The organism is Pseudomonas khavaziana, assembly GCF_036704165.1.
GTDB classification, from domain to species: domain Bacteria; phylum Pseudomonadota; class Gammaproteobacteria; order Pseudomonadales; family Pseudomonadaceae; genus Aquipseudomonas; species Aquipseudomonas khavaziana.
This window is the reverse complement of record NZ_CP129946.1, coordinates 2392194-2409999: the sequence shown is the minus strand read 5'-3', so window position 1 is coordinate 2409999 and position 17806 is coordinate 2392194. Positions and strand designations below refer to the sequence as shown.

Genomic DNA, 17806 nt, shown 5'->3' with positions numbered 1-17806 from the left:
TTTGGGGCCAAAGCTTATGCCCCAAAGTCCCGGCAGCACAAATGCCAAGGGGCCAATAGTGTATTGCCAGGCACGTAACAATTCATTGATCTAAAGCTGTAAACGCCCTTCGATGCACACTGCCACGGCGCCGCCTACCCAGACTTCAACACCCTGGCGCTCGATGTGAATACGCCCCGCCCGCCCCATGGCCGTGCCTTGGCTGACCACGTAACGGTCGGGCGCCAGGCCCTCGGCCAGCAACCATTGTGCTAAACCAGCATTCAAACTGCCGGTGGCCGGGTCTTCGGGGGCGCCGTCCCCTGCGATAAATCCGCGCACTTCAAATTGTGCGTCTACCGCGCCAGAAGATGGGTCACACGGGGCGATCACCCCTACGGCCAGACCGTGCAGCTGCGAATAGTCAGGTCGCAGGCCCAGCACCGCCTCACGATCAGCCAGCATCACCGCCAGCCAACCCGCCCCATTGTCGACCCACTGGCTGCGCACAATGGCCTCGGGCGCCAGGCCCAAGGCCAGGCGCACGCGCTCCAATAACGGCGCCTCCAATGGCCCGGCACGCAACAACGGCGGCGCGATAAATGCCAGCTCGTTACCTTGGCGACGGATGCGCACCAGACCGATTTCGCACTCTTGGATAATCTCTTCCCCGCGCGGCACACCGCCGGCTTGCAGCCACGCGTGACAACTGCCCAACGTGGGATGCCCGGCGAATGGCAGTTCCTTGAGGGTGGTGAAAATTCTTACCCGGTAGTCGGCACGCGGATCGCGGGGCGTCAGCAGAAAAGTGGTCTCACTGAGATTGGTCCAGTTGGCGAAGTCGGCCATTTGCTGGTCGGTAAGGCTGTCAGCGCCGAGCACCACGGCCAGTGGGTTGCCCTTGAGGGCCACGGTGCTGAAGACGTCCAGTTGTTTGAAATCGAAAGTCGGCATGCTTCAGCTCGGAATGTTCAGGCCACGGATCACCGCTGGACGTGCGACAAAGCCGTCCAGCGCGCGCAGTACGTTAGGGAAATCGGCGATGCCCACCAGGTCGCCGGACTCATAGAAGCCGATCAGGTTGCGGATCCAGGGGAAGGTGGCGATGTCGGCGATGCTGTAGTCGTCACCCATGATCCAGGTGCGGCCCAACAGGCGTTTTTCCAATACTTGCAGCAAGCGCCGGGATTCGGCGGCGTAGCGGTCCCGCGGGCGCTTGTCTTCATAAGCCTTGCCGGCGAACTTGTTGAAGAAGCCTAGCTGGCCAAACATCGGGCCGATCCCGGCCATCTGGAACATCAGCCATTGCAGGGTTTCATAGCGGGTGGCTGGGTCCTCGGACAGCAACTGGCTGGTTTTTTCCGCCAGGTAGATCAAGATCGCACCAGACTCGAACAACGCCAGCGGCTGACCGCTCGGGCCGTTGGGGTCGATGATCGCGGGGATCTTGTTGTTGGGGTTAAGGGACAGGAACTCGGGGGACAGCTGGTCCTGGGTGTCGAAACTGACCTTATGCGCTTCATAGGGCAGGCCCAGTTCTTCGAGCATGATCGACACTTTGACGCCGTTGGGCGTGGGCAATGAATATAGCTGCAAACGCTCCGGATGCTGGGCGGGCCATTTGCTGTTGATCGGGAAAGCGGCAAGTGCGTTCATCGAAGAACCCCTGGACGGAAAAAGCCTCATGATAGTCATCCCTTCCGCTGTTGTGCATGGGTCATCGATGCGCAACATTTCCCGGTTAGTATCCCGCGTGGCGAACCAAAGCGCCTGAATGCACTCTTAAGTGCGCCCGAAGGGTGAATGGAGGCACCTTGCTATATCGACAGGGAATACCGCAGGACGCTTAAGGCGTCGCTGGGGCCGGGCTTGTCCGCCTTAACCCGACGCATGAAGACTCGAACCTATAATGAAGATCAAGCCTCTGCGCCTCGTGCAACGACTCAAACGTTATTCATACATGATGTTGCCGCTTGTACTGGTCAGCGCGGCCATCGTCACCGCCCTCGATGCCCGTGAAAGCCGTGCGCAACCCGTGGACGGCGTGCAAACCCTGGTATTCCTGCGCCACGGCGAAAAACCGGCCGGTGGCCTGGGCCAACTCAACTGCCAGGGCCTGAACCGCGCCATGAACCTGGCTACTGTACTGCCGGAAAAGTTCGGCAAGGCCAACTACGTGTTTGCCGCTAACCCGACACGCAATGTCGAGGAAGGTGAACTGGACAATTCCTACAGCTACATTCGCCCACTGATTACCATCAGCCCCAGCGCGATCAAGCTTGGCCTGCCGGTGAACATCGAGTTTTCAGCGAATGACACCAGTGCCCTGGCCGAAGAACTGGTCGAGGACAAATACCGCAACGCGACGATCTACACGGCCTGGTCCCATGGTTACTTGCCGGAACTGATCAACAAAGTCGCCAGCGAAGCGGCCGGCGAAAAGCACACCATCACCGACGACTGGTCCGGCAATGACTATGACTCGCTGTATGTACTGACACTGACCTGGCATAACGGTAAGGCCTCGCTGCTCAGCCGCAACTATAAGCAGGGCCTGAATAACGGCGAGGAAAGCTGCCCGGATCCGACCCAGGTCAGTGCAGATATCTGAAGCTTGAGCCGCAGGGGCGTATGATGCCCGGCTATTGACTCACCTGCGGATCATCTCCATGTCCAACCTCGCTTTCACCCAGCCCCGCCGGGGCTGGTCGTTCTGGTGGAAACCAGCGCTGTTTCTCCTGGTGGCCTGCATCGGCCTCTACTACGTGAAATGGTCGCCCTACTACCTCAAGGCGTTTGCAGCAGCCGACAACCACAGCATCGGCGCCTCGATTCTCAATGACCAGCAAAGCTCGCCCCTGGCGGCGGCGTTGGCCTATGCCCAGGTGTATTTCCTGGCGATCTGGAAAGCCGCCGTACTGGCGGTGATCCTCGGTTCGTTGCTGCAGGTGCTGATCCCCCGAGACTGGCTGCTGCGCCTGTTTGGCCGCGCCGGCCTGGGCTCGACCCTGCGCGGCGGGCTGTTCGCCCTGCCGGGGATGATGTGCAGTTGCTGTGCAGCCCCGGTGGCGGCAGGCATGCGTCGCCAGCAAGTGTCGGTCGGCGCGGCGCTGGCATTCTGGATTGCCAACCCGGTGTTGAACCCGGCGACCCTGGTGTTCATGGGTTTTGTATTGGGCTGGGACTTCACCGCGCTGCGGCTGGTGGCGGGGGTTGTGCTGGTGGTCGGGGTGTCCCTGGTGGCGCAACGTATTGCGCGCCCAGAGCAGGTACCGGAGGCAGCACTGGAAGCCGTCGCCGAAGTCAGTACCGTGGAATCGCAACCGTTCCTGGTGCGCTGGCTGCGCACCCTATGGCAGTTGTTCTGGAGCACCATCCCGGTGTACATCCTGGCGGTGCTGATCCTCGGCGCAGCACGGGTGTGGCTGTTCCCTCACGTGGACGGGGCGATGACCGACAGCCTGGTATGGCTGGTGCCGCTGGCAATTGTCGGCACACTGTTCGTGATTCCTACGGCGGCGGAGATCCCCATCGTACAAACCATGATGACCCTGGGTATGGGCACTGGCCCGGCCGTGGCCTTGCTGATGACACTGCCAAGCGTAAGCCTGCCGTCGCTGTTGATGCTGCGCAAGGATTTCGATGCGCGGGTGCTGGTGACGGTGGCCGGGTTGACCATGCTGGTGGGGGTGGTGTGTGGGTTGATTGGGGCGGTGATTCTTTAGGGCGGCGCTGAGGCTGAGGGTCCTATCGGGGCATACGTATCTACACAACTGCTTGCTCTTGCGCTGTTGCTGTTGCTCTGGCTTTTGATCTTGATCTCAGGCGCCCTGTCAAACACGCTGGCCGAACGCGGGCTTGAATCCGTGGGTAACCCGGCAGGACGCCGGATTAGCCGCCCCGCGCCATGGATGGCGCGTGGCGGCGGCCCACGGATTCAAGCCTGCGTTCGGGCACACCGAGCCTAAGCGAGGTGCCGAGTGTTGGGGCGAAGGCCTTTTGGTTACTTTTGTGCCTTTACAAAAGTGACACGCCGTAAGGGCGTAACCCTAAGTGGCCGTTACCGCAGCAACGGATATGTACTCGGTCTGATCCAACATCCTGGTTGGCTGTCAGGCCGCCATCGGGAGCAAGCCCCCTCCCACATTTTGACGGTGTTCACCAATCAATATGTGGGAGCGGGCTTGCTTGCGAAGATGCTCCTGAAACTCACTTATCAACCTCGTCGTACGCTGCGCTCACGCAAATACTCCACCACTGCTGCCTGCTCGCCGACGAACTCGACCCGGGCGCCTTTCTTTTCACGCTGGAATGCATACATCGGGTCGTAGTATTCGCGCAGCAATCCTTCAATCCACACCCGGTGCAGATCCACGGCGCCAGTACGCGCCTGCTCCGCCAGAGCGTCCTGCAACACCGCCTGCAACCGCTGGAACCGCTCACCGCCCAGGCGCTTATGGATATTGGCCAGGCTCTGGGTCAGGCGCTCGGCGAATAACGCCTGACCGGTTTCACCAAACATCTCGATGAACTCGGCGCAAAGGTTCACCACGTAATCATCCAGGATGCGCTCGACACGGCCCTCGACGCTGTCTTCCAGCCACACCATCGAAAATGTCTGCATGCTCTTGTGCAACGGCAAGGGCAAGGCGCAACTGCCGATCATGCGGCTCTCATCCTCGACCACAAACTGCTCGATGCCGCGCGCACGTTTCTTCAACAAGTCCACCGCCAGGCGGTTCTCAAAGTCGATATTCGACGGTTGCGACGTGGCACGCTTGCCGAAGCTGGAACCACGATGATTGGCATGGCCTTCCAGATCCAGGGCGTTGCGCAGTTGGCCAAGCACTTCGGTTTTGCCAGTGCCGGTCATTCCGCCAATCAGCACGAAATCACACTGGCTGGTTGCCTGCTCCAGGGTCTCCAGCAGAAACACACGCATGGCCTTGTAGCCACCGCCAACGCGGGGATAGTCAATGCCTGCTTCGGTTTTCAACCATTGCTGCACGATCTGCGAACGCAGCCCGCCACGGAAGCAGTACAGGTAGCCGTCGGGATTGGCCTGGGCAAAGTGCGCCCACTGCTCGATGCGCTTGACCTTGGTCGCCCCGGCCACCAACTCATGCCCCAGTACAATCGCCGCTTGCTGGCCCTGCTGCTTGTAACAGGTGCCGACCCGCTGACGCTCATCATCGTTCATCAGCGGCAGGTTAAGCACCCCGGGGAAGGCACCCTTGTTGAACTCGACCGGCGCGCGGGTATCCATCATGGGCCGGTCGTTGAGGAAGATGTCGCGGTAATCGGTGATGTCAGCCGCCATCAAATCACCTCTACCGCGTTGCTCTGTCGCTCAAACAATTCGCCGATAGGCTCAAGGGCCAGGCCGAGCTCGGCAGCCACCGCGTGGAACTCGGCGTCGCCTTCTGGAGTGACAGCGATCAGCAGGCCACCGCTGGTCTGCGGGTCGCACAGCACGCGCTTGTGCAACTCCTGCACACGGCCGAGCTTGCTGGCGTAGCTGTCGAAATTGCGCAAGGTGCCGCCCGGGACGCAACCTTGGTCCAGGTAGTACTCAACTCCTGGCAGGCGCGGGACTTTTGCATATTCAATGCGGGCCGTCAGGCCGCTACCGTCGGCCATTTCCACCAAGTGGCCAAGCAAACCGAAACCGGTGACATCGGTCATGGCCATCACACCCGCCAACTTGCCAAAGCGGCTGCCGGGTTTGTTGAGGGTGCACATCCAGTCACGGGCCAGGCCGATATCGGCCTCGCGCAACTTGCCCTTCTTTTCGGCGGTGGTGAGGATGCCGATGCCCAAGGGTTTGGTCAGGTACAGGCGGCAGCCGGCAGTGGCGGTGTCGTTACGCTTCATATGGCGCTTTTGCACGATGCCGGTCACGGCCAGTCCGAAGATCGGTTCCGGCGCATCGATCGAATGCCCACCCGCCAACGGAATGCCCGCAGCGTCGCATACAGCACGACCACCACGGATTACTTCGCGGGCAATTTCCGGCGCCAGCACATTGACCGGCCAGCCGAGAATGGCGATGGCCATCAAGGGGTCGCCGCCCATGGCGTAGATGTCGCTGATGGCATTGGTGGCGGCGATGCGGCCGAAGTCGAAGGGGTCGTCGACGATCGGCATGAAAAAATCGGTGGTGGAGACCACGCCGCGCTCGTCGTCGATGGCGTATACCGCTGCGTCATCGCGTGAGGCGTTGCCCACCCAGAGGTTGGGATCGAGGTTTTGTGCGCCGCTGCCGGCCAGAATCACTTCCAACACCTGGGGCGAGATCTTGCAACCGCAACCCGCACCATGGCTGTACTGCGTAAGTCGAATCTGCTCGCTCATGGAAAACCTCTGACTATCGTGTAGGAGAATTCTACCAGATAGCCAAAAGCCAACTGCGCTCTAATGAGCGCGGCTGGCTTTTGAGGTTAAGCGTTACTGCCGGGCAGCAAGCAGACGTGCGTGCCGGTTGCGTCGGGCGATGTTCAGGCATTCGATCGCCGCCGAGAACGCCATGGCCGCATACACGTAGCCTTTAGGTACATGGGCACCGAAGCCTTCAGCGATCAGGGTCATACCTATCATGATCAGGAAGCCCAGGGCCAACATCACCACCGTCGGGTTGTTATTGATGAACTTGGCCAAAGGTTCGGCCGCCACCAGCATCACGATCACCGAGACCACCACGGCAATGATCATGATCGGCAAGTGCTCGGTCATGCCCACGGCAGTAATGATGCTGTCGATGGAGAACACCAGGTCGAGCATCAGGATCTGGCCGATGGCCGCGGCAAAACCGATGGTCACACCGTTGCTGACGGTGGCCTTTTCTTCGGGTTCCGGGTCCATGCTGTGATGGATCTCGGTGGTCGCCTTCCAGACCAGGAACAGGCCACCGGCGATCAGAATCATGTCTTTCCACGAAAACGCCTGGCCGAACACTTCGAATACCGGCGCCGTCAGCTGCACGATGAAGGCGATGGTGCTCAACAGGCCCAGGCGCAGGATCAACGCCATGCTGATACCGATGCGCCGCGCCTTGGCCCGATGCTTCTCGGGCAATTTGTTGGTGAGAATCGAGATGAAGATCAGGTTATCGATGCCCAGCACGATTTCCATGACGATCAAGGTGGCCAGGGCCACCCAGGCGGTGGGGCTGGCGGCCAGTTGTAAAAGGTAATCCATAGGTCAGTCCTGACGTGGTGGTGCTGGAAAATTAGGTTTCTTTTGTGTCGGATTCAGCGTTGTTTTCGGCGTCTTTTTCCTGCTTCTCAGGACTGATCAAGCCCTGGGTCGCTTCGCTCAATGCCTGTTCGGCGGCCTTGTGGGTGTCGTCGATGGCCTGCTTGGCCGATTCGGTGGCCTTGCCCAACACCTGTTGCGCGCTTTTCTCGACCTGATCACAGCCACTGATCATTACCAATGAAAGCGCAAGCACCGACGCCGCGCCCAGGGAATTGAGTTTCATGCTGTATTCCTCGTTAGAACCATTGGGTCCAAATAGTGGCCCCGCGATAGCGAGGCATTCTATGCAGGCAAACAGTTCAGGAAAATTCGTATTTTTCTCGTGTATACTTCGGTTTTCACGAAGTGTAGACCGTCATGCTCAATTATCGACAGCTGCATTACTTCTGGGTGGTAGCTAAGACCGGCAGCATCGTGCGCGCCTGCGAGCAACTGAACCTCACGCCCCAGACCATCAGCGGGCAGATCAGCCTGCTGGAACAGACCTTCGGCATTGCGCTGTTCCAGCGTGTGGGGCGCCAGCTTGAGCTGACCGAAGCCGGGCGCCAGGCCCTGCCCTACGCCGAGCAGATGTTCCAGACCGGCAATGAACTGGAGGCGATGCTGCGCGCCCAGCCCGATGAACAACAGATTCCGTTCCGGGTCGGGGTGGCGGATGTGGTACCCAAGTCCATTGTCTACCGGTTGATCGCACCGACCATGGAGCTGAGCGAACCGATCCGCATCACCTGCCGTGAAGATAAACTCGAACGTTTATTGGCCGACCTGGCAATCCAGCGCCTGGACCTGGTGATTTCCGACAGCCCCATGCCCACGCACCTGGACATCAAGGGCTACAGCCAGAAGCTGGGGGAATGCGGTATCAGTTTTTTCGCCACCCAGGCGTTGGCTGACCAATATGGCGGTGATTTCCCACAGTGTTTGCAGGGCGCGCCGCTATTGATCCCGGGGGCGGAGACGGTGGTGCGCAGCCGCTTGCAGCGCTGGTTCGCCGAGCAGCAGGTTCAGCCCCGGATCATCGGCGAGTTCGATGACAGTGCGCTGATGCAGGCGTTCGGGCAATCCGGCAGTGGGATCTTTATTGCCCCCAGCGTGATCGCCGACGAAGTGGTACGCCAATACGGCGTGGCCCTGATCGGCCAGACCGATGCGGTGACCGAGTCGTTCTATGCGATTTCGGTGGAGCGCAAGGTCAAGCACCCTGGCATCGTGGCGATTACCGAAGGTGCCCGGCGGGAGTTGTTTACCGCCCTGCCCTGATCTCTCAGGTGCTGGCAGCGACCGATTGCTTGGCCGTCATCAGCCACAGTGCCAGCAGGATCGACACCAGGATGAAGCCCGAAGCGGCAAACCCCAGACTGCCCAGGCCCAGGGTATCGATGACATGCCCACCGACCATCGCGCCCAGGCCAATGCCGAGGTTGGCCCCGGCGATATTCAGCGATGCGGCGAATGCCGGCGCATGGGGCGCAGCCTTCATCAGCCGCACATGGCTGACCAGGAACATCGCCGCCTGGGTCACGCCCCACACCGCCATCGCCGCCGCCAGGCCGATGGTCGAGTGAATCGCTGGCACCACTGCCACCATGCCCGCGATCATGAACCCGCAGAACACCATGGATGCGATCAACGGGTGACGATCCACGGCGCGCCCGCCAAGAGCGTTGCCGATCAGCCCGACTGCGCCAAAGCCCATCAGGCACCAACCCACCAGCGTACCGTCGAACCCGGCCAGACGTTCAAGGATGTCTGCCAGATAGGTGTAAGCGGTGAACATGCCGCTGAACACCAGGATCGACAGCAGGATATGCCCTTGCATCACCGGGCTGCGCAGGATCTTGAATTGTGAGCGCAAGGTGACCTGCTCGTTCTTCGCCCGGGTAACCGGCAAATAGATAAACAGCAGCAACGCCTTGGCCAGGGCAATTACCGCGAGCACAGCGAACGCACTGCGCCAGCCGAACATATCGGAAATCAGCGTACCCACCGGAATGCCGAACACCGTGGCGCAGACGATGCCGAAGCCGATTTTTTCAATCGCACGTCCGGCGAACTCCGGGCCGACGATATCCACCGCCGTTTCGCTGGCCAGGGCCCAGAACACCGGCAGCCCCAAGGCAGGAATCAAACGGGCCAGGGACATTATCCAGATATTGGGCGCCAATGCCGCCACGGTATTGGCCACCGCGAACATGATCAGGATGCTGATAAACAGGCGCTTGCGCTGGAATCGTGCGCAGTACGCGGTCAGAAAGGGACCGAACGCCGCCACGGTAAATGCAAACAGCGTCACCAGCAGCCCAGCCTGGGACACACTGACATTCAGGTCCCGGGCGATCGACGGCAACAGGCCGACGATGACGAATTCTGTGGTCAGCACGGTAAAACCGGCAGCCGACAGCAGCAGGATAGGGAACAACATGAAAACTCCAGAAACGACGACATCAACGACAGCCCTGGGGGCCCGCTGACGGAGAGGAAAGATGAGAGGGGTGAATATTAACAGGATATGTCCGGGTTTGGCCAAGCCCGACGGACGCGGGTGACGGAATGCCGCAGCGAACGAGACGCTTCGTACAGCATGTTAGACTTCGCGCCTACTTCCTACAGTACTTTCTGCCTGCAATGCTGTACCCAACTAAAAAAACTAGAGACAACTCTTTATGACTGCTGCCCCTTCCCTGTTGCAACGTCTAATGCGCGTCAGCCTGGTCACCCAAATCGTCATCGGCCTGATCGCCGGGATCGTGCTGGCCTTGTTATTACCCGAGGCTGCCCGCGCCACCGGTTTTATCGGCAAGGTGTTTGTCACAGCGCTGAAAGCGGTCGCACCGATCCTGGTGTTTGTGCTGGTGATGGCCTCGATCGCCAACCATAAACACGGCCAGGAAACCCATATCCGCCCGATCCTGTTCCTGTATCTGCTCGGCACCTTCGCTGCTGCCGTGGTTGCCGTGGTGGCCAGCACCCTGTTCCCCTCCTCCCTGGTCCTCGCCACCCATGACGCCACCGTGAGCGCTCCCGGCGGCATTGGCGAAGTGTTGCAAAGCCTGCTGCTCAGCGTGGTGGATAACCCGATCAGCGCGCTGATGAACGCCAATTTCATCGGCATCCTGGCCTGGGCCATCGGCATGGGCATCGCCATTCGTCATGCCGGCGAAACCACCCGCACGGTATTGGACGACCTGTCCAACGGCGTGACCCTGATTGTGCGCGTGGTGATCCGCTTCGCCCCGCTGGGCATCTTTGGCCTGGTGGCCTCGACCCTGGCCACTTCCGGCTTTGGCGCCCTGCTCGGCTACGCCCATCTGCTGGTGGTGCTGATCGGCTGCATGCTATTCGTGGCGCTGGTGATCAACCCTGCCATCGTGTTCTGGAAGCTACGCCGCAACCCTTACCCGTTGGTGCTGATGTGCCTGCGTGAAAGCGGCATCACCGCATTTTTCACCCGCAGTTCGGCGGCGAACATTCCGGTCAACCTGGCGCTGAGCAAACGCCTGGGCCTGCATGAAGACACCTACTCGGTATCGATCCCACTCGGCGCCACCATCAATATGGCCGGTGCCGCGATCACCATCACCGTACTGACCCTGGCGGCCGTGCACACCCTCGGGATCGCCGTGGACCTGCCTACAGCCGTGCTGCTCAGCGTGGTTGCCGCGGTGTGTGCCTGCGGTGCGTCGGGGGTGGCGGGTGGTTCGCTGCTGCTGATTCCACTGGCGTGCAGCCTGTTCGGCATTCCAAGTGAAATCGCCATGCAGGTAGTGGCCGTCGGTTTCATCATCGGTGTGCTGCAGGATTCGGCGGAAACTGCGCTCAACTCGTCGACCGATGTGCTGTTTACTGCGGCGGCGTGTCTGGGCAAGGAAGAACAGCCGGCTTAAACACCAGCCATGAAAAAGCCCGGGATGGTTCGTTGAAGAACGCTCCCGGGCTTTTTTGTGGCGGCTTAGAATGCGCCCATGTAATCGCGCTTGCCCACTTCCACACCGTTATGACGCAGCAAGGCGTAAGCGGTGGTGACGTGGAAGAAGAACTGCGGCAGGCCGTAGGTCAACAGATAGGACTGGCCGCTGAAGCGCTTCTCCTTCGGAGTACCAGGGCGGGTGACGATCTCGATACCTTCCTTGCCATCGATCTGCTCGGGTTTGATGGTGTCGACGAACGCCAGGACCTTGGCGATCAGCGCTTGCAGGTCGGCGAAGGTGACTTCGCTGTCTTCATATTTGGGTACTTCGATCTCGGCCAGGCGAGCGGAAACGCCCTTGGCGAAGTCGACAGCGATCTGCACCTGGCGCACCAGTTGGAACATGTCGGGGAACAGACGCGCTTGCAGCAAGGCGTTCGGCTCGATGTTCCTGGCGGCGGCGTGGGCTTCGGCCTTGGTCAACACACCGCTCAGGGCGGTGAGCATTTGCTTGAAGACTGGGATAGAAGCGGCGTACAGGGAAATAGTCATGGCTGTCTCTGGTAATGGCGGGGTTTGAACCAGCGGCGATTATAGCCATGCCCGGCGCTTGTCTTTTATTTTTTGAGGATTACGCTGGTGACCTTCACTGCATAGGGAAAGCGCGATGACCGCCGAGCACGACACCGACACCCCTGAGCCGCGCCTGAACAGCACGGAAATCCGCGTCCTGGGCTGCCTGATCGAGAAACAGGCCACCAACCCGGAAACCTACCCACTGACCCTCAACGCCCTGGTGCTGGCCTGCAACCAGAAGACCAGCCGCGAGCCGGTGATGAATCTCAGCCAAGGCCAGGTCGGCCAGAGCCTGCGCGCGCTGGAAGGCCAAGGCTTTACCCGCCTGGTGATGGGCAGCCGCGCCGACCGCTGGGAACACCGTGTGGACAAGGCCCTGGAACTGGTGCCGGCCCAGGTGATCTTGACCGGGCTATTGTTCCTGCGCGGGCCGCAGACGGTCAATGAGCTGCTGACTCGCAGCGGGCGCATGCATGATTTCGAGGATGCCGAGCAGGTCGTGCATCAGCTGGAACGCCTGATTGCGCGTGGGTTGGCGTTGCTGGTACCGCGTCAGGCGGGGCAGCGGGAAGACCGGTATACCCATGCATTGGGGGACCCGGCGGATATCGAGGCGATACTCACGGCGCGGGGCAGTCCGGTGGAGCGTGGGCCTGGCAGCTCGGTCCCATTGGAACGTATCGAAGAACTGGAAGCCCGGATTGCAGCGTTGGAAGAACGCCTGGCACAGCTGGAACAGGCCTGACACAGTAAAAAATGTGGGAGGGGCGGTGCGACGATTCGGCTTGCCCCCGATGAGCATGGGTATCTACACAACTGTGTAGCAGCCAACCGTAACCACGATGCGCAGCGAGTGGCTCTTGATCTTGATCTGCTGTTGATCTTAGGCGCCCCGTTAAACCACGCTGGCCGGAATTCGACAGGGATTTGGGGGGTGCCGCCACCGGGGCAAGCCCCTCCCACAGGTACCGCGCCATGCCAGAAGTTGTGTAGATCACTATGCCCCGATGAGGGCGTCCAATAAGTGCATCTGGGGCTGATACACCGTCATCAAGCCCCCTCCAACATCAGCGCTCAAGCGGCCTTCAATTACGGGCGAAGGCCACTGCCGCCTGGAATTGCTCCTGCGTCGGACGCACGCCGGTGTACAGCACAAACTGCTCCAGCGCCTGGATCGCAATCACCTCCAGCCCGGTAATCACCCGCTTACCCTTGGCGCGCCCACGCACGATCAGGGGTGTTTCAGCCGGGATAGCCACTACATCGAAGACAGTTTCCGCCTGATCGATCGCGTCGGCCTCGAACGCCAATGCATCCGCCTCGGCCCCACCTGTCATGCCGATGGGCGTCACATTGATCAGCATCTGCGGGCGCAAGTCGCCCAGGTCCGCCTGCCACTCATACCCAAGGTTGCGCGCCAATGCCTGGCCCGCAGCTTCATTGCGCGCCACGATCACGCCCCGGGCATAACCGCCATCACGCAAGGCACTGGCAACCGCCTTGGCCATGCCGCCGCTCCCGCGCAGGGCGAATGTGGAATCTGTCGGCACCGCGTGCTTTTTCAGCAATTGCTCGATGGCAATGTAGTCAGTGTTATAGGCCTTGAGGTGGCCGTTGGTGTTGACGATGGTATTGAGCGAATCAATGGCTTGAACTGAATCGTCAAGTTCGTCCACTAAGGCAATGGCGGCCTCCTTGAACGGCATCGATACTCCGCAACCACGCACGCCCAAGGCGCGAATACCACCGATCGCGCCGGGCAGGTCCTGGCTGCTGAAGGCCTTATAGTAGAAATTCAGACCCAGTTGTTCATACAAGTGGTTATGAAAACGCAGGCCAAAGTTCCCGGGGCGCGCCGACAGTGACATGCACAACTGGGTGTCCTTGTTGGGGTGCATCTGCATGGGTAACTCCTTGAAGTAAGCAAATCGGTACAGACCTTACACAACCTTTACCTAATGGAAGTGCTGTTTTTTTGAAACACGTTGTCTTAAAAGTATCCCCGCGACAATCCTTGAGTCTATTGATTGCAGACCACAAGCGCAGGGGCTAACCGAGGAATGACCATGATTCGTAAAATCCCCAGAATCGCCTTGCTGATCGGTGCACTCGCAATGGCCGGCCAAGCTTCCGCCCACGGTGGTGGTTGGGGTGGCCCGGCAGTGTTGGGCGCACTTGTTGGCGCAGCAGTAGTTGGCTCCGTAGTTGCCAGCCAGCCTCGTGAGGTCTATGTGCAACAACCGGTGTACGTCCAGCCGCAGCCAGTGTATGCCGCACCGCCGCCTGTCTATTACGCGCCGCCACCGCCGGTGTATGTGCAACAGCAGGTTTATTACCGCCCGGCACCGGTCTATTACGGCCCACCACGTGGCTACTATGGCCCGCCTCGCGGCTACTACGGCCATCCCCACGGCTACTACGGCCGCGGTTGGTAGGTTTGAATTGAGTGACTTGAATGGGCCTCGCTCCTGAGCGCAATGCCGTTCAGTTAAGCTTTTTGTAGGAGCGAGCTTGCTCGCGAAGAACTCAGGGCCACCGCGCTTATCGAGAATGAACGCGTTGCCTGGGCGTTTTTCGCGAGCAAGCTTGCTCCTACAGTGAAGCACTTTCGCTTAACTGAACGGCATTGCGCTTCTGAGCGGGGCCTTTTTTTGCCCGAAAAGTCCGGATTCATCCTCCCAATGTCGCTGTGAGAACAATGCCCAAGCGTCTATCCCACATCATAAGGGCGCAGTATCCTCTTGATCGGCCCAGGCGCGAACTGTCATGGTTGCGTCATAAAACAGTCTCACTATCGACCCAGTCCACCCAATAACAATTAAGGACGATTGCCCATGCCCACACAAAATCCGCACCGCACCGCCGGGCTTTGCACGTCCAGCAAGGTCTACAGTGCCTTGACCGAACTCAAGCACCTCGAGGGCCACCGCAGTGCGAAGTTCCTCGCATTACTGGCCGAAAACCTGGTGCGCAAGGGGCTGCTCAGTGAGCACGAAGTGGTGAACATGCTTGACCAAGTGGTGGATTAACGCCTGGTGTCGATGTCGACTATCGAGCCAGGTGATTTTTCCCCAACGCCGGCGCACCGTAAGGTGACCTCCATAACGATTGGAGGTACTTATGCCCACTGTTCAAATCATGTCTGTCATCGGCAGCGCCGTCCCAGCCCCTTTACGTAAGCTCGGCTTGCTTGCCTGTTGGTACGTGGTCCGCGATGGCGAGCCGATCAGCGGCCCGCTCACGTCATTGTCCGACGCCGAGACACAGCGCCAACGAGTAGCCAACTTCAGGCTTCAAGCCTAGGGCAACGGCAATTTGACCCGTGGCTTGGTTTCGACGAACAACGCCCAGCACGACATGAACAATGCCGCCACCAGTGGCCCGATGACGAAGCCGTTGAGGCCGAACACCGACAGGCCACCCAAGGTCGAGATCAGGATCAGGTAGTCCGGCATCTTGGTGTCCTTGCCCACCAGGATCGGACGCAGCACGTTGTCAACCAGGCCGATCACGAACACACCGAAAAGCCCCAGCACTACGCCCTGCCAGATCGAGCCGCTGAGCAGGAAGTAAACCGCCACCGGGCCCCAGACAATCCCTGCGCCCACCGCTGGCAGCAGGGACAGAAACGCCATCAATACCGCCCAGAGCAATGCACTGGGAATATCCAGGAACCAGAATATAAAGCCACCCAATGCGCCTTGGGTCACGGCCACCAACACATTGCCCTTGACCGTGGCGCGCACCACCCGGTTGAACTTCAGCTGCAGGCGGCGCTTTTGCGGCTCGGCCAGCGGCACCGCCGTGCGCACCTTGCGTACCAGCTCCGGGCCGTCGCGCAGCAGGAAAAACAGCAGGTACAACATGATGAAAAAGCTCACCAGGAAATCAAACGTGCCCTGGCCGAAGCTGAACGCCTGGGAGGCAAAGAACTGACTGCCCTGCATTGCGCCCTTGACCACTTTTTCCCGCAGCCCTTCCAGATTGCCCATGCCGAAGCGGTCGAGCAGGTGTTGGAAGTATGGCGGCAGGAAGTGCTTGAATTGCTCGATATAACCGGCCACATCCAGCTTGCCACTCTCAACGTTTTTGTACAGCGTGGCCCCCTCCTGCACCAGCAACGCGCTGGTAATGATCACCGGCAGAATCGCGATCACCAGGCACACCATCAAGGTGGTCAGGGAGGTCAGGTTGCGGTTCCAATTGAACCGCTGCTGCAGGCGGCGTTGCATGGGCGCAAAGATGATGCCGAGGATCACTGCCCAGAACACCGCGCCGTAGAACGGCAGCAATATCCAGATAAAAGCGATGGTCACCAGGGCCAGCAGCAACAACAGGGTCTTGAATTGCAGGTTGGTTTGATTCATGTCCGATCCATGTCAAAAAAGCAGAGGGCCGGTGTCGGCCCTGTTGCTTAGTCCGCGGCGAAACCTGGGAGTGCCCTTGTTTATTGAACAAGCATAGACCGCCTATTCGATGGCCGGGGCCTGGGCCTTTGCCTCCTGCAAAAGCGCCTGTATCTCCTGCTCCTGAGCGTCATAGCGCCCTTCGCCAAAATGGCTGTAGCGCGATTGTCCCTGGGCGTCGAACAGATAGCAGCAGGCCAGCATTGGTTATCGAAGCTGCGCCGGATCGCATAGTTATTGTCGATAGCCACCGGGGGCCTGATATCCAGCTTGCGCACCTGTTCCAAAAATCCAGCAAAGGGCGACCTGGATCAATAAACCGTAACCGAACCTGCCCTACCCTCGCGCCTTTTTGCGACACGAGCCCATGCCCCCATGATCGCCCCCGAACTCCTCGCCCCTGCCGGTACCTTGAAGAACATGCGCTACGCCTTCGCCTACGGCGCCGATGCGGTCTATGCCGGCCAGCCGCGCTACAGCCTGCGGGTGCGCAACAACGAGTTCGACCATGCCAACCTGGCGCTGGGTATCCAGGAAGCCCATGACCAGGGCAAGCGTTTCTATGTGGTGGTGAACATCGCGCCGCACAACGCCAAGCTCAAGACCTTCCTCAAAGACCTGGCGCCCGTGATCGCCATGGGCCCGGATGCGCTGATCATGTCCGACCCGGGGCTGATCATGCTGGTGCGCCAACACTTTGCGCAGATGCCGATTCACCTGTCGGTGCAGGCCAATACGGTGAACTGGGCCAGCGTGGCGTTCTGGCAGCAACAAGGGATTGCCCGGGTGATCCTGTCACGGGAGCTGTCCCTGGAAGAGATCGATGAAATCCGCCAGCACGTACCGGCCATGGAGCTGGAGGTGTTCGTACATGGCGCCTTGTGCATGGCCTATTCCGGACGTTGCCTGCTGTCGGGCTACATGAACAAGCGCGACGCCAACCAAGGCTCCTGCACCAACGCCTGCCGCTGGAAATACCAGGCCACGCCCGCGGTAGAGAACGTGACCGGCGACATCGTCCAGCAATATCAGCCGACGCTGGGGATCGGCACACCCATCGACCAGGTGTTCCTGCTGCGGGAAAGCAATCGTCCCGATGAATCAATGCCTGCCTTCGAAGACGAACATGGCACCTACATCATGAACGCCAAGGACTTGCGCGCCGTGCAGCATGTGGAGCGCCTGGCGCAGATGGGCGTGCACTCGTTGAAGATCGAAGGCCGCACCAAATCCCACTTCTATTGCGCACGCACCACCCAGGTGTACCGCCAGGCCATCGATGACGCGGTGGCCGGGCGCGCCTTCGATCGCAGCTTGATGACCAACCTGGAGTCCCTGGCCCAGCGCGGCTACACCGAAGGTTTCCTGCGCCGTCATGTGCATGACGAATACCAGAACTACCAGAACGGCAGCTCGGTGTCCGAGCGACAGCAGTTTGTCGGTGAGCTGACCGGCGAGCGTCGTGGCGGATTGGCAGAGGTCAAGGTGAAGAATCGTTTTGCCGTTGGCGATCACTTGGAATTAATGACGCCGGCCGAAAACTTTCACTTTGACCTGGCCACCTTGCGCAACGCCAAGGATGAAGCCATTAAGGTGGCACCGGGGGACGGGCACACCGTGTATGTGCCCTTGCCGGCCGAGATGGACCTGCATTTTGGCCTGCTGATGCGCGACCTGTGAA

The 17806-nt window shown here is 60.0% G+C and carries 19 protein-coding genes and 1 pseudogene; 9 read left to right on the top strand and 11 right to left on the bottom strand.

Annotation, left to right across the window (positions count from 1 at the left end; genetic code table 11):
- Positions 1-90: 90 nt before the first annotated feature.
- Entirely contained in the window at positions 91-933 is an 843-nt protein-coding gene (locus QYQ93_RS10820; RefSeq protein ID WP_043051806.1) for a PhzF family phenazine biosynthesis protein, read from the bottom strand.
- A gap of 3 nt (positions 934-936) precedes the next feature.
- A complete protein-coding gene (locus QYQ93_RS10815) occupies positions 937-1635 on the bottom strand; it encodes a glutathione S-transferase N-terminal domain-containing protein (RefSeq protein WP_043051805.1) in 699 nt (232 codons plus the stop codon).
- Positions 1636-1888: 253 nt separating this feature from the next.
- Between QYQ93_RS10815 and QYQ93_RS10810 the strand changes: the two genes are divergently transcribed.
- Positions 1889-2590, top strand: coding sequence for a hypothetical protein (locus QYQ93_RS10810; RefSeq protein ID WP_043051804.1), 702 nt, complete (start codon positions 1889-1891; stop codon positions 2588-2590).
- Positions 2591-2648: 58 nt separating this feature from the next.
- The gene (locus QYQ93_RS10805; RefSeq protein ID WP_043051803.1) at positions 2649-3704 is read left to right on the top strand and encodes a permease; all 1056 of its coding nucleotides are present in this window, start codon (positions 2649-2651) and stop codon (positions 3702-3704) included.
- A gap of 491 nt (positions 3705-4195) precedes the next feature.
- Here QYQ93_RS10805 and mnmH read toward each other — a convergent pair whose 3' ends face one another.
- The 4 genes from mnmH to QYQ93_RS10785 form a co-directional block, all read right to left on the bottom strand.
- Entirely contained in the window at positions 4196-5299 is a 1104-nt protein-coding gene (gene mnmH, locus QYQ93_RS10800) for a tRNA 2-selenouridine(34) synthase MnmH (RefSeq protein ID WP_043051746.1), read from the bottom strand.
- Entirely contained in the window at positions 5299-6333 is a 1035-nt protein-coding gene (selD, locus tag QYQ93_RS10795; RefSeq protein WP_338476888.1) for a selenide, water dikinase SelD, read from the bottom strand. The genes mnmH and selD overlap by 1 nt, the downstream gene beginning before the upstream one ends.
- Positions 6334-6426: 93 nt before the next feature.
- Positions 6427-7176: a TerC family protein gene (locus tag QYQ93_RS10790; protein WP_034119028.1), complete on the bottom strand. Its 750-nt coding sequence runs from the start codon at positions 7174-7176 to the stop codon at positions 6427-6429.
- A gap of 31 nt (positions 7177-7207) precedes the next feature.
- Positions 7208-7459 carry a hypothetical protein gene (locus QYQ93_RS10785; RefSeq protein WP_043051748.1) on the bottom strand — a complete coding sequence of 84 codons (252 nt, stop codon included), beginning with the start codon at positions 7457-7459 and terminating at the stop codon, positions 7208-7210.
- Positions 7460-7593: 134 nt separating this feature from the next.
- Here QYQ93_RS10785 and nhaR point away from each other — a divergent pair, with 134 nt between their 5' ends.
- The gene (gene nhaR, locus QYQ93_RS10780; RefSeq protein WP_124400123.1) at positions 7594-8496 is read left to right on the top strand and encodes a transcriptional activator NhaR; all 903 of its coding nucleotides are present in this window, start codon (positions 7594-7596) and stop codon (positions 8494-8496) included.
- A gap of 4 nt (positions 8497-8500) precedes the next feature.
- Here nhaR and QYQ93_RS10775 read toward each other — a convergent pair whose 3' ends face one another.
- Positions 8501-9658 carry an MFS transporter gene (locus QYQ93_RS10775; protein WP_043051750.1) on the bottom strand — a complete coding sequence of 386 codons (1158 nt, stop codon included), beginning with the start codon at positions 9656-9658 and terminating at the stop codon, positions 8501-8503.
- A gap of 241 nt (positions 9659-9899) precedes the next feature.
- On the opposite strand from QYQ93_RS10775, the gene sstT reads away from it, so the two are divergent.
- Positions 9900-11120, top strand: a complete 1221-nt coding sequence (gene sstT, locus QYQ93_RS10770) for a serine/threonine transporter SstT (RefSeq protein WP_043051751.1) — start codon at positions 9900-9902, stop codon at positions 11118-11120.
- Positions 11121-11185: 65 nt separating this feature from the next.
- Here sstT and QYQ93_RS10765 read toward each other — a convergent pair whose 3' ends face one another.
- Entirely contained in the window at positions 11186-11695 is a 510-nt protein-coding gene (locus tag QYQ93_RS10765) for a DUF1993 domain-containing protein (protein ID WP_043051752.1), read from the bottom strand.
- A gap of 115 nt (positions 11696-11810) precedes the next feature.
- Here QYQ93_RS10765 and QYQ93_RS10760 point away from each other — a divergent pair, with 115 nt between their 5' ends.
- Positions 11811-12464: a YceH family protein gene (locus QYQ93_RS10760; protein ID WP_043051753.1), complete on the top strand. Its 654-nt coding sequence runs from the start codon at positions 11811-11813 to the stop codon at positions 12462-12464.
- Positions 12465-12804: 340 nt separating this feature from the next.
- Here the strand turns inward: QYQ93_RS10760 and QYQ93_RS10755 are convergent, their stop codons facing one another.
- Positions 12805-13623: a shikimate 5-dehydrogenase gene (locus QYQ93_RS10755; protein ID WP_043051640.1), complete on the bottom strand. Its 819-nt coding sequence runs from the start codon at positions 13621-13623 to the stop codon at positions 12805-12807.
- 156 nt (positions 13624-13779) lie between these two features.
- Here QYQ93_RS10755 and QYQ93_RS10750 point away from each other — a divergent pair, with 156 nt between their 5' ends.
- The 3 genes from QYQ93_RS10750 to QYQ93_RS10740 all read left to right on the top strand — a co-directional run bounded on the left by QYQ93_RS10750 (position 13780) and on the right by QYQ93_RS10740 (position 15022).
- Entirely contained in the window at positions 13780-14154 is a 375-nt protein-coding gene (locus QYQ93_RS10750) for a hypothetical protein (RefSeq protein ID WP_043051641.1), read from the top strand.
- A 399-nt stretch (positions 14155-14553) separates the two neighbouring features.
- Positions 14554-14748, top strand: a complete 195-nt coding sequence (locus tag QYQ93_RS10745; protein ID WP_003190284.1) for a hypothetical protein — start codon at positions 14554-14556, stop codon at positions 14746-14748.
- Positions 14749-14839: 91 nt separating this feature from the next.
- Complete coding sequence (locus tag QYQ93_RS10740) at positions 14840-15022, top strand: hypothetical protein (RefSeq protein ID WP_043051642.1); 183 nt, start codon at positions 14840-14842, stop codon at positions 15020-15022.
- On the opposite strand, the gene QYQ93_RS10735 is transcribed toward QYQ93_RS10740, so the two are convergent.
- Together QYQ93_RS10735 and QYQ93_RS10730 are read right to left on the bottom strand one after the other, a co-directional pair.
- Complete coding sequence (locus QYQ93_RS10735; RefSeq protein WP_043051643.1) at positions 15019-16086, bottom strand: AI-2E family transporter; 1068 nt, start codon at positions 16084-16086, stop codon at positions 15019-15021. The genes QYQ93_RS10740 and QYQ93_RS10735 overlap by 4 nt on opposite strands.
- A gap of 102 nt (positions 16087-16188) precedes the next feature.
- A pseudogene (locus tag QYQ93_RS10730) lies at positions 16189-16409 on the bottom strand (redoxin); the annotation flags it as partial.
- A 91-nt stretch (positions 16410-16500) separates the two neighbouring features.
- Between QYQ93_RS10730 and yegQ the strand changes: the two are divergent.
- The gene (gene yegQ / locus QYQ93_RS10725) at positions 16501-17805 is read left to right on the top strand and encodes a tRNA 5-hydroxyuridine modification protein YegQ (RefSeq protein WP_043051644.1); all 1305 of its coding nucleotides are present in this window, start codon (positions 16501-16503) and stop codon (positions 17803-17805) included.
- Position 17806: the final 1 nt, after the last annotated feature.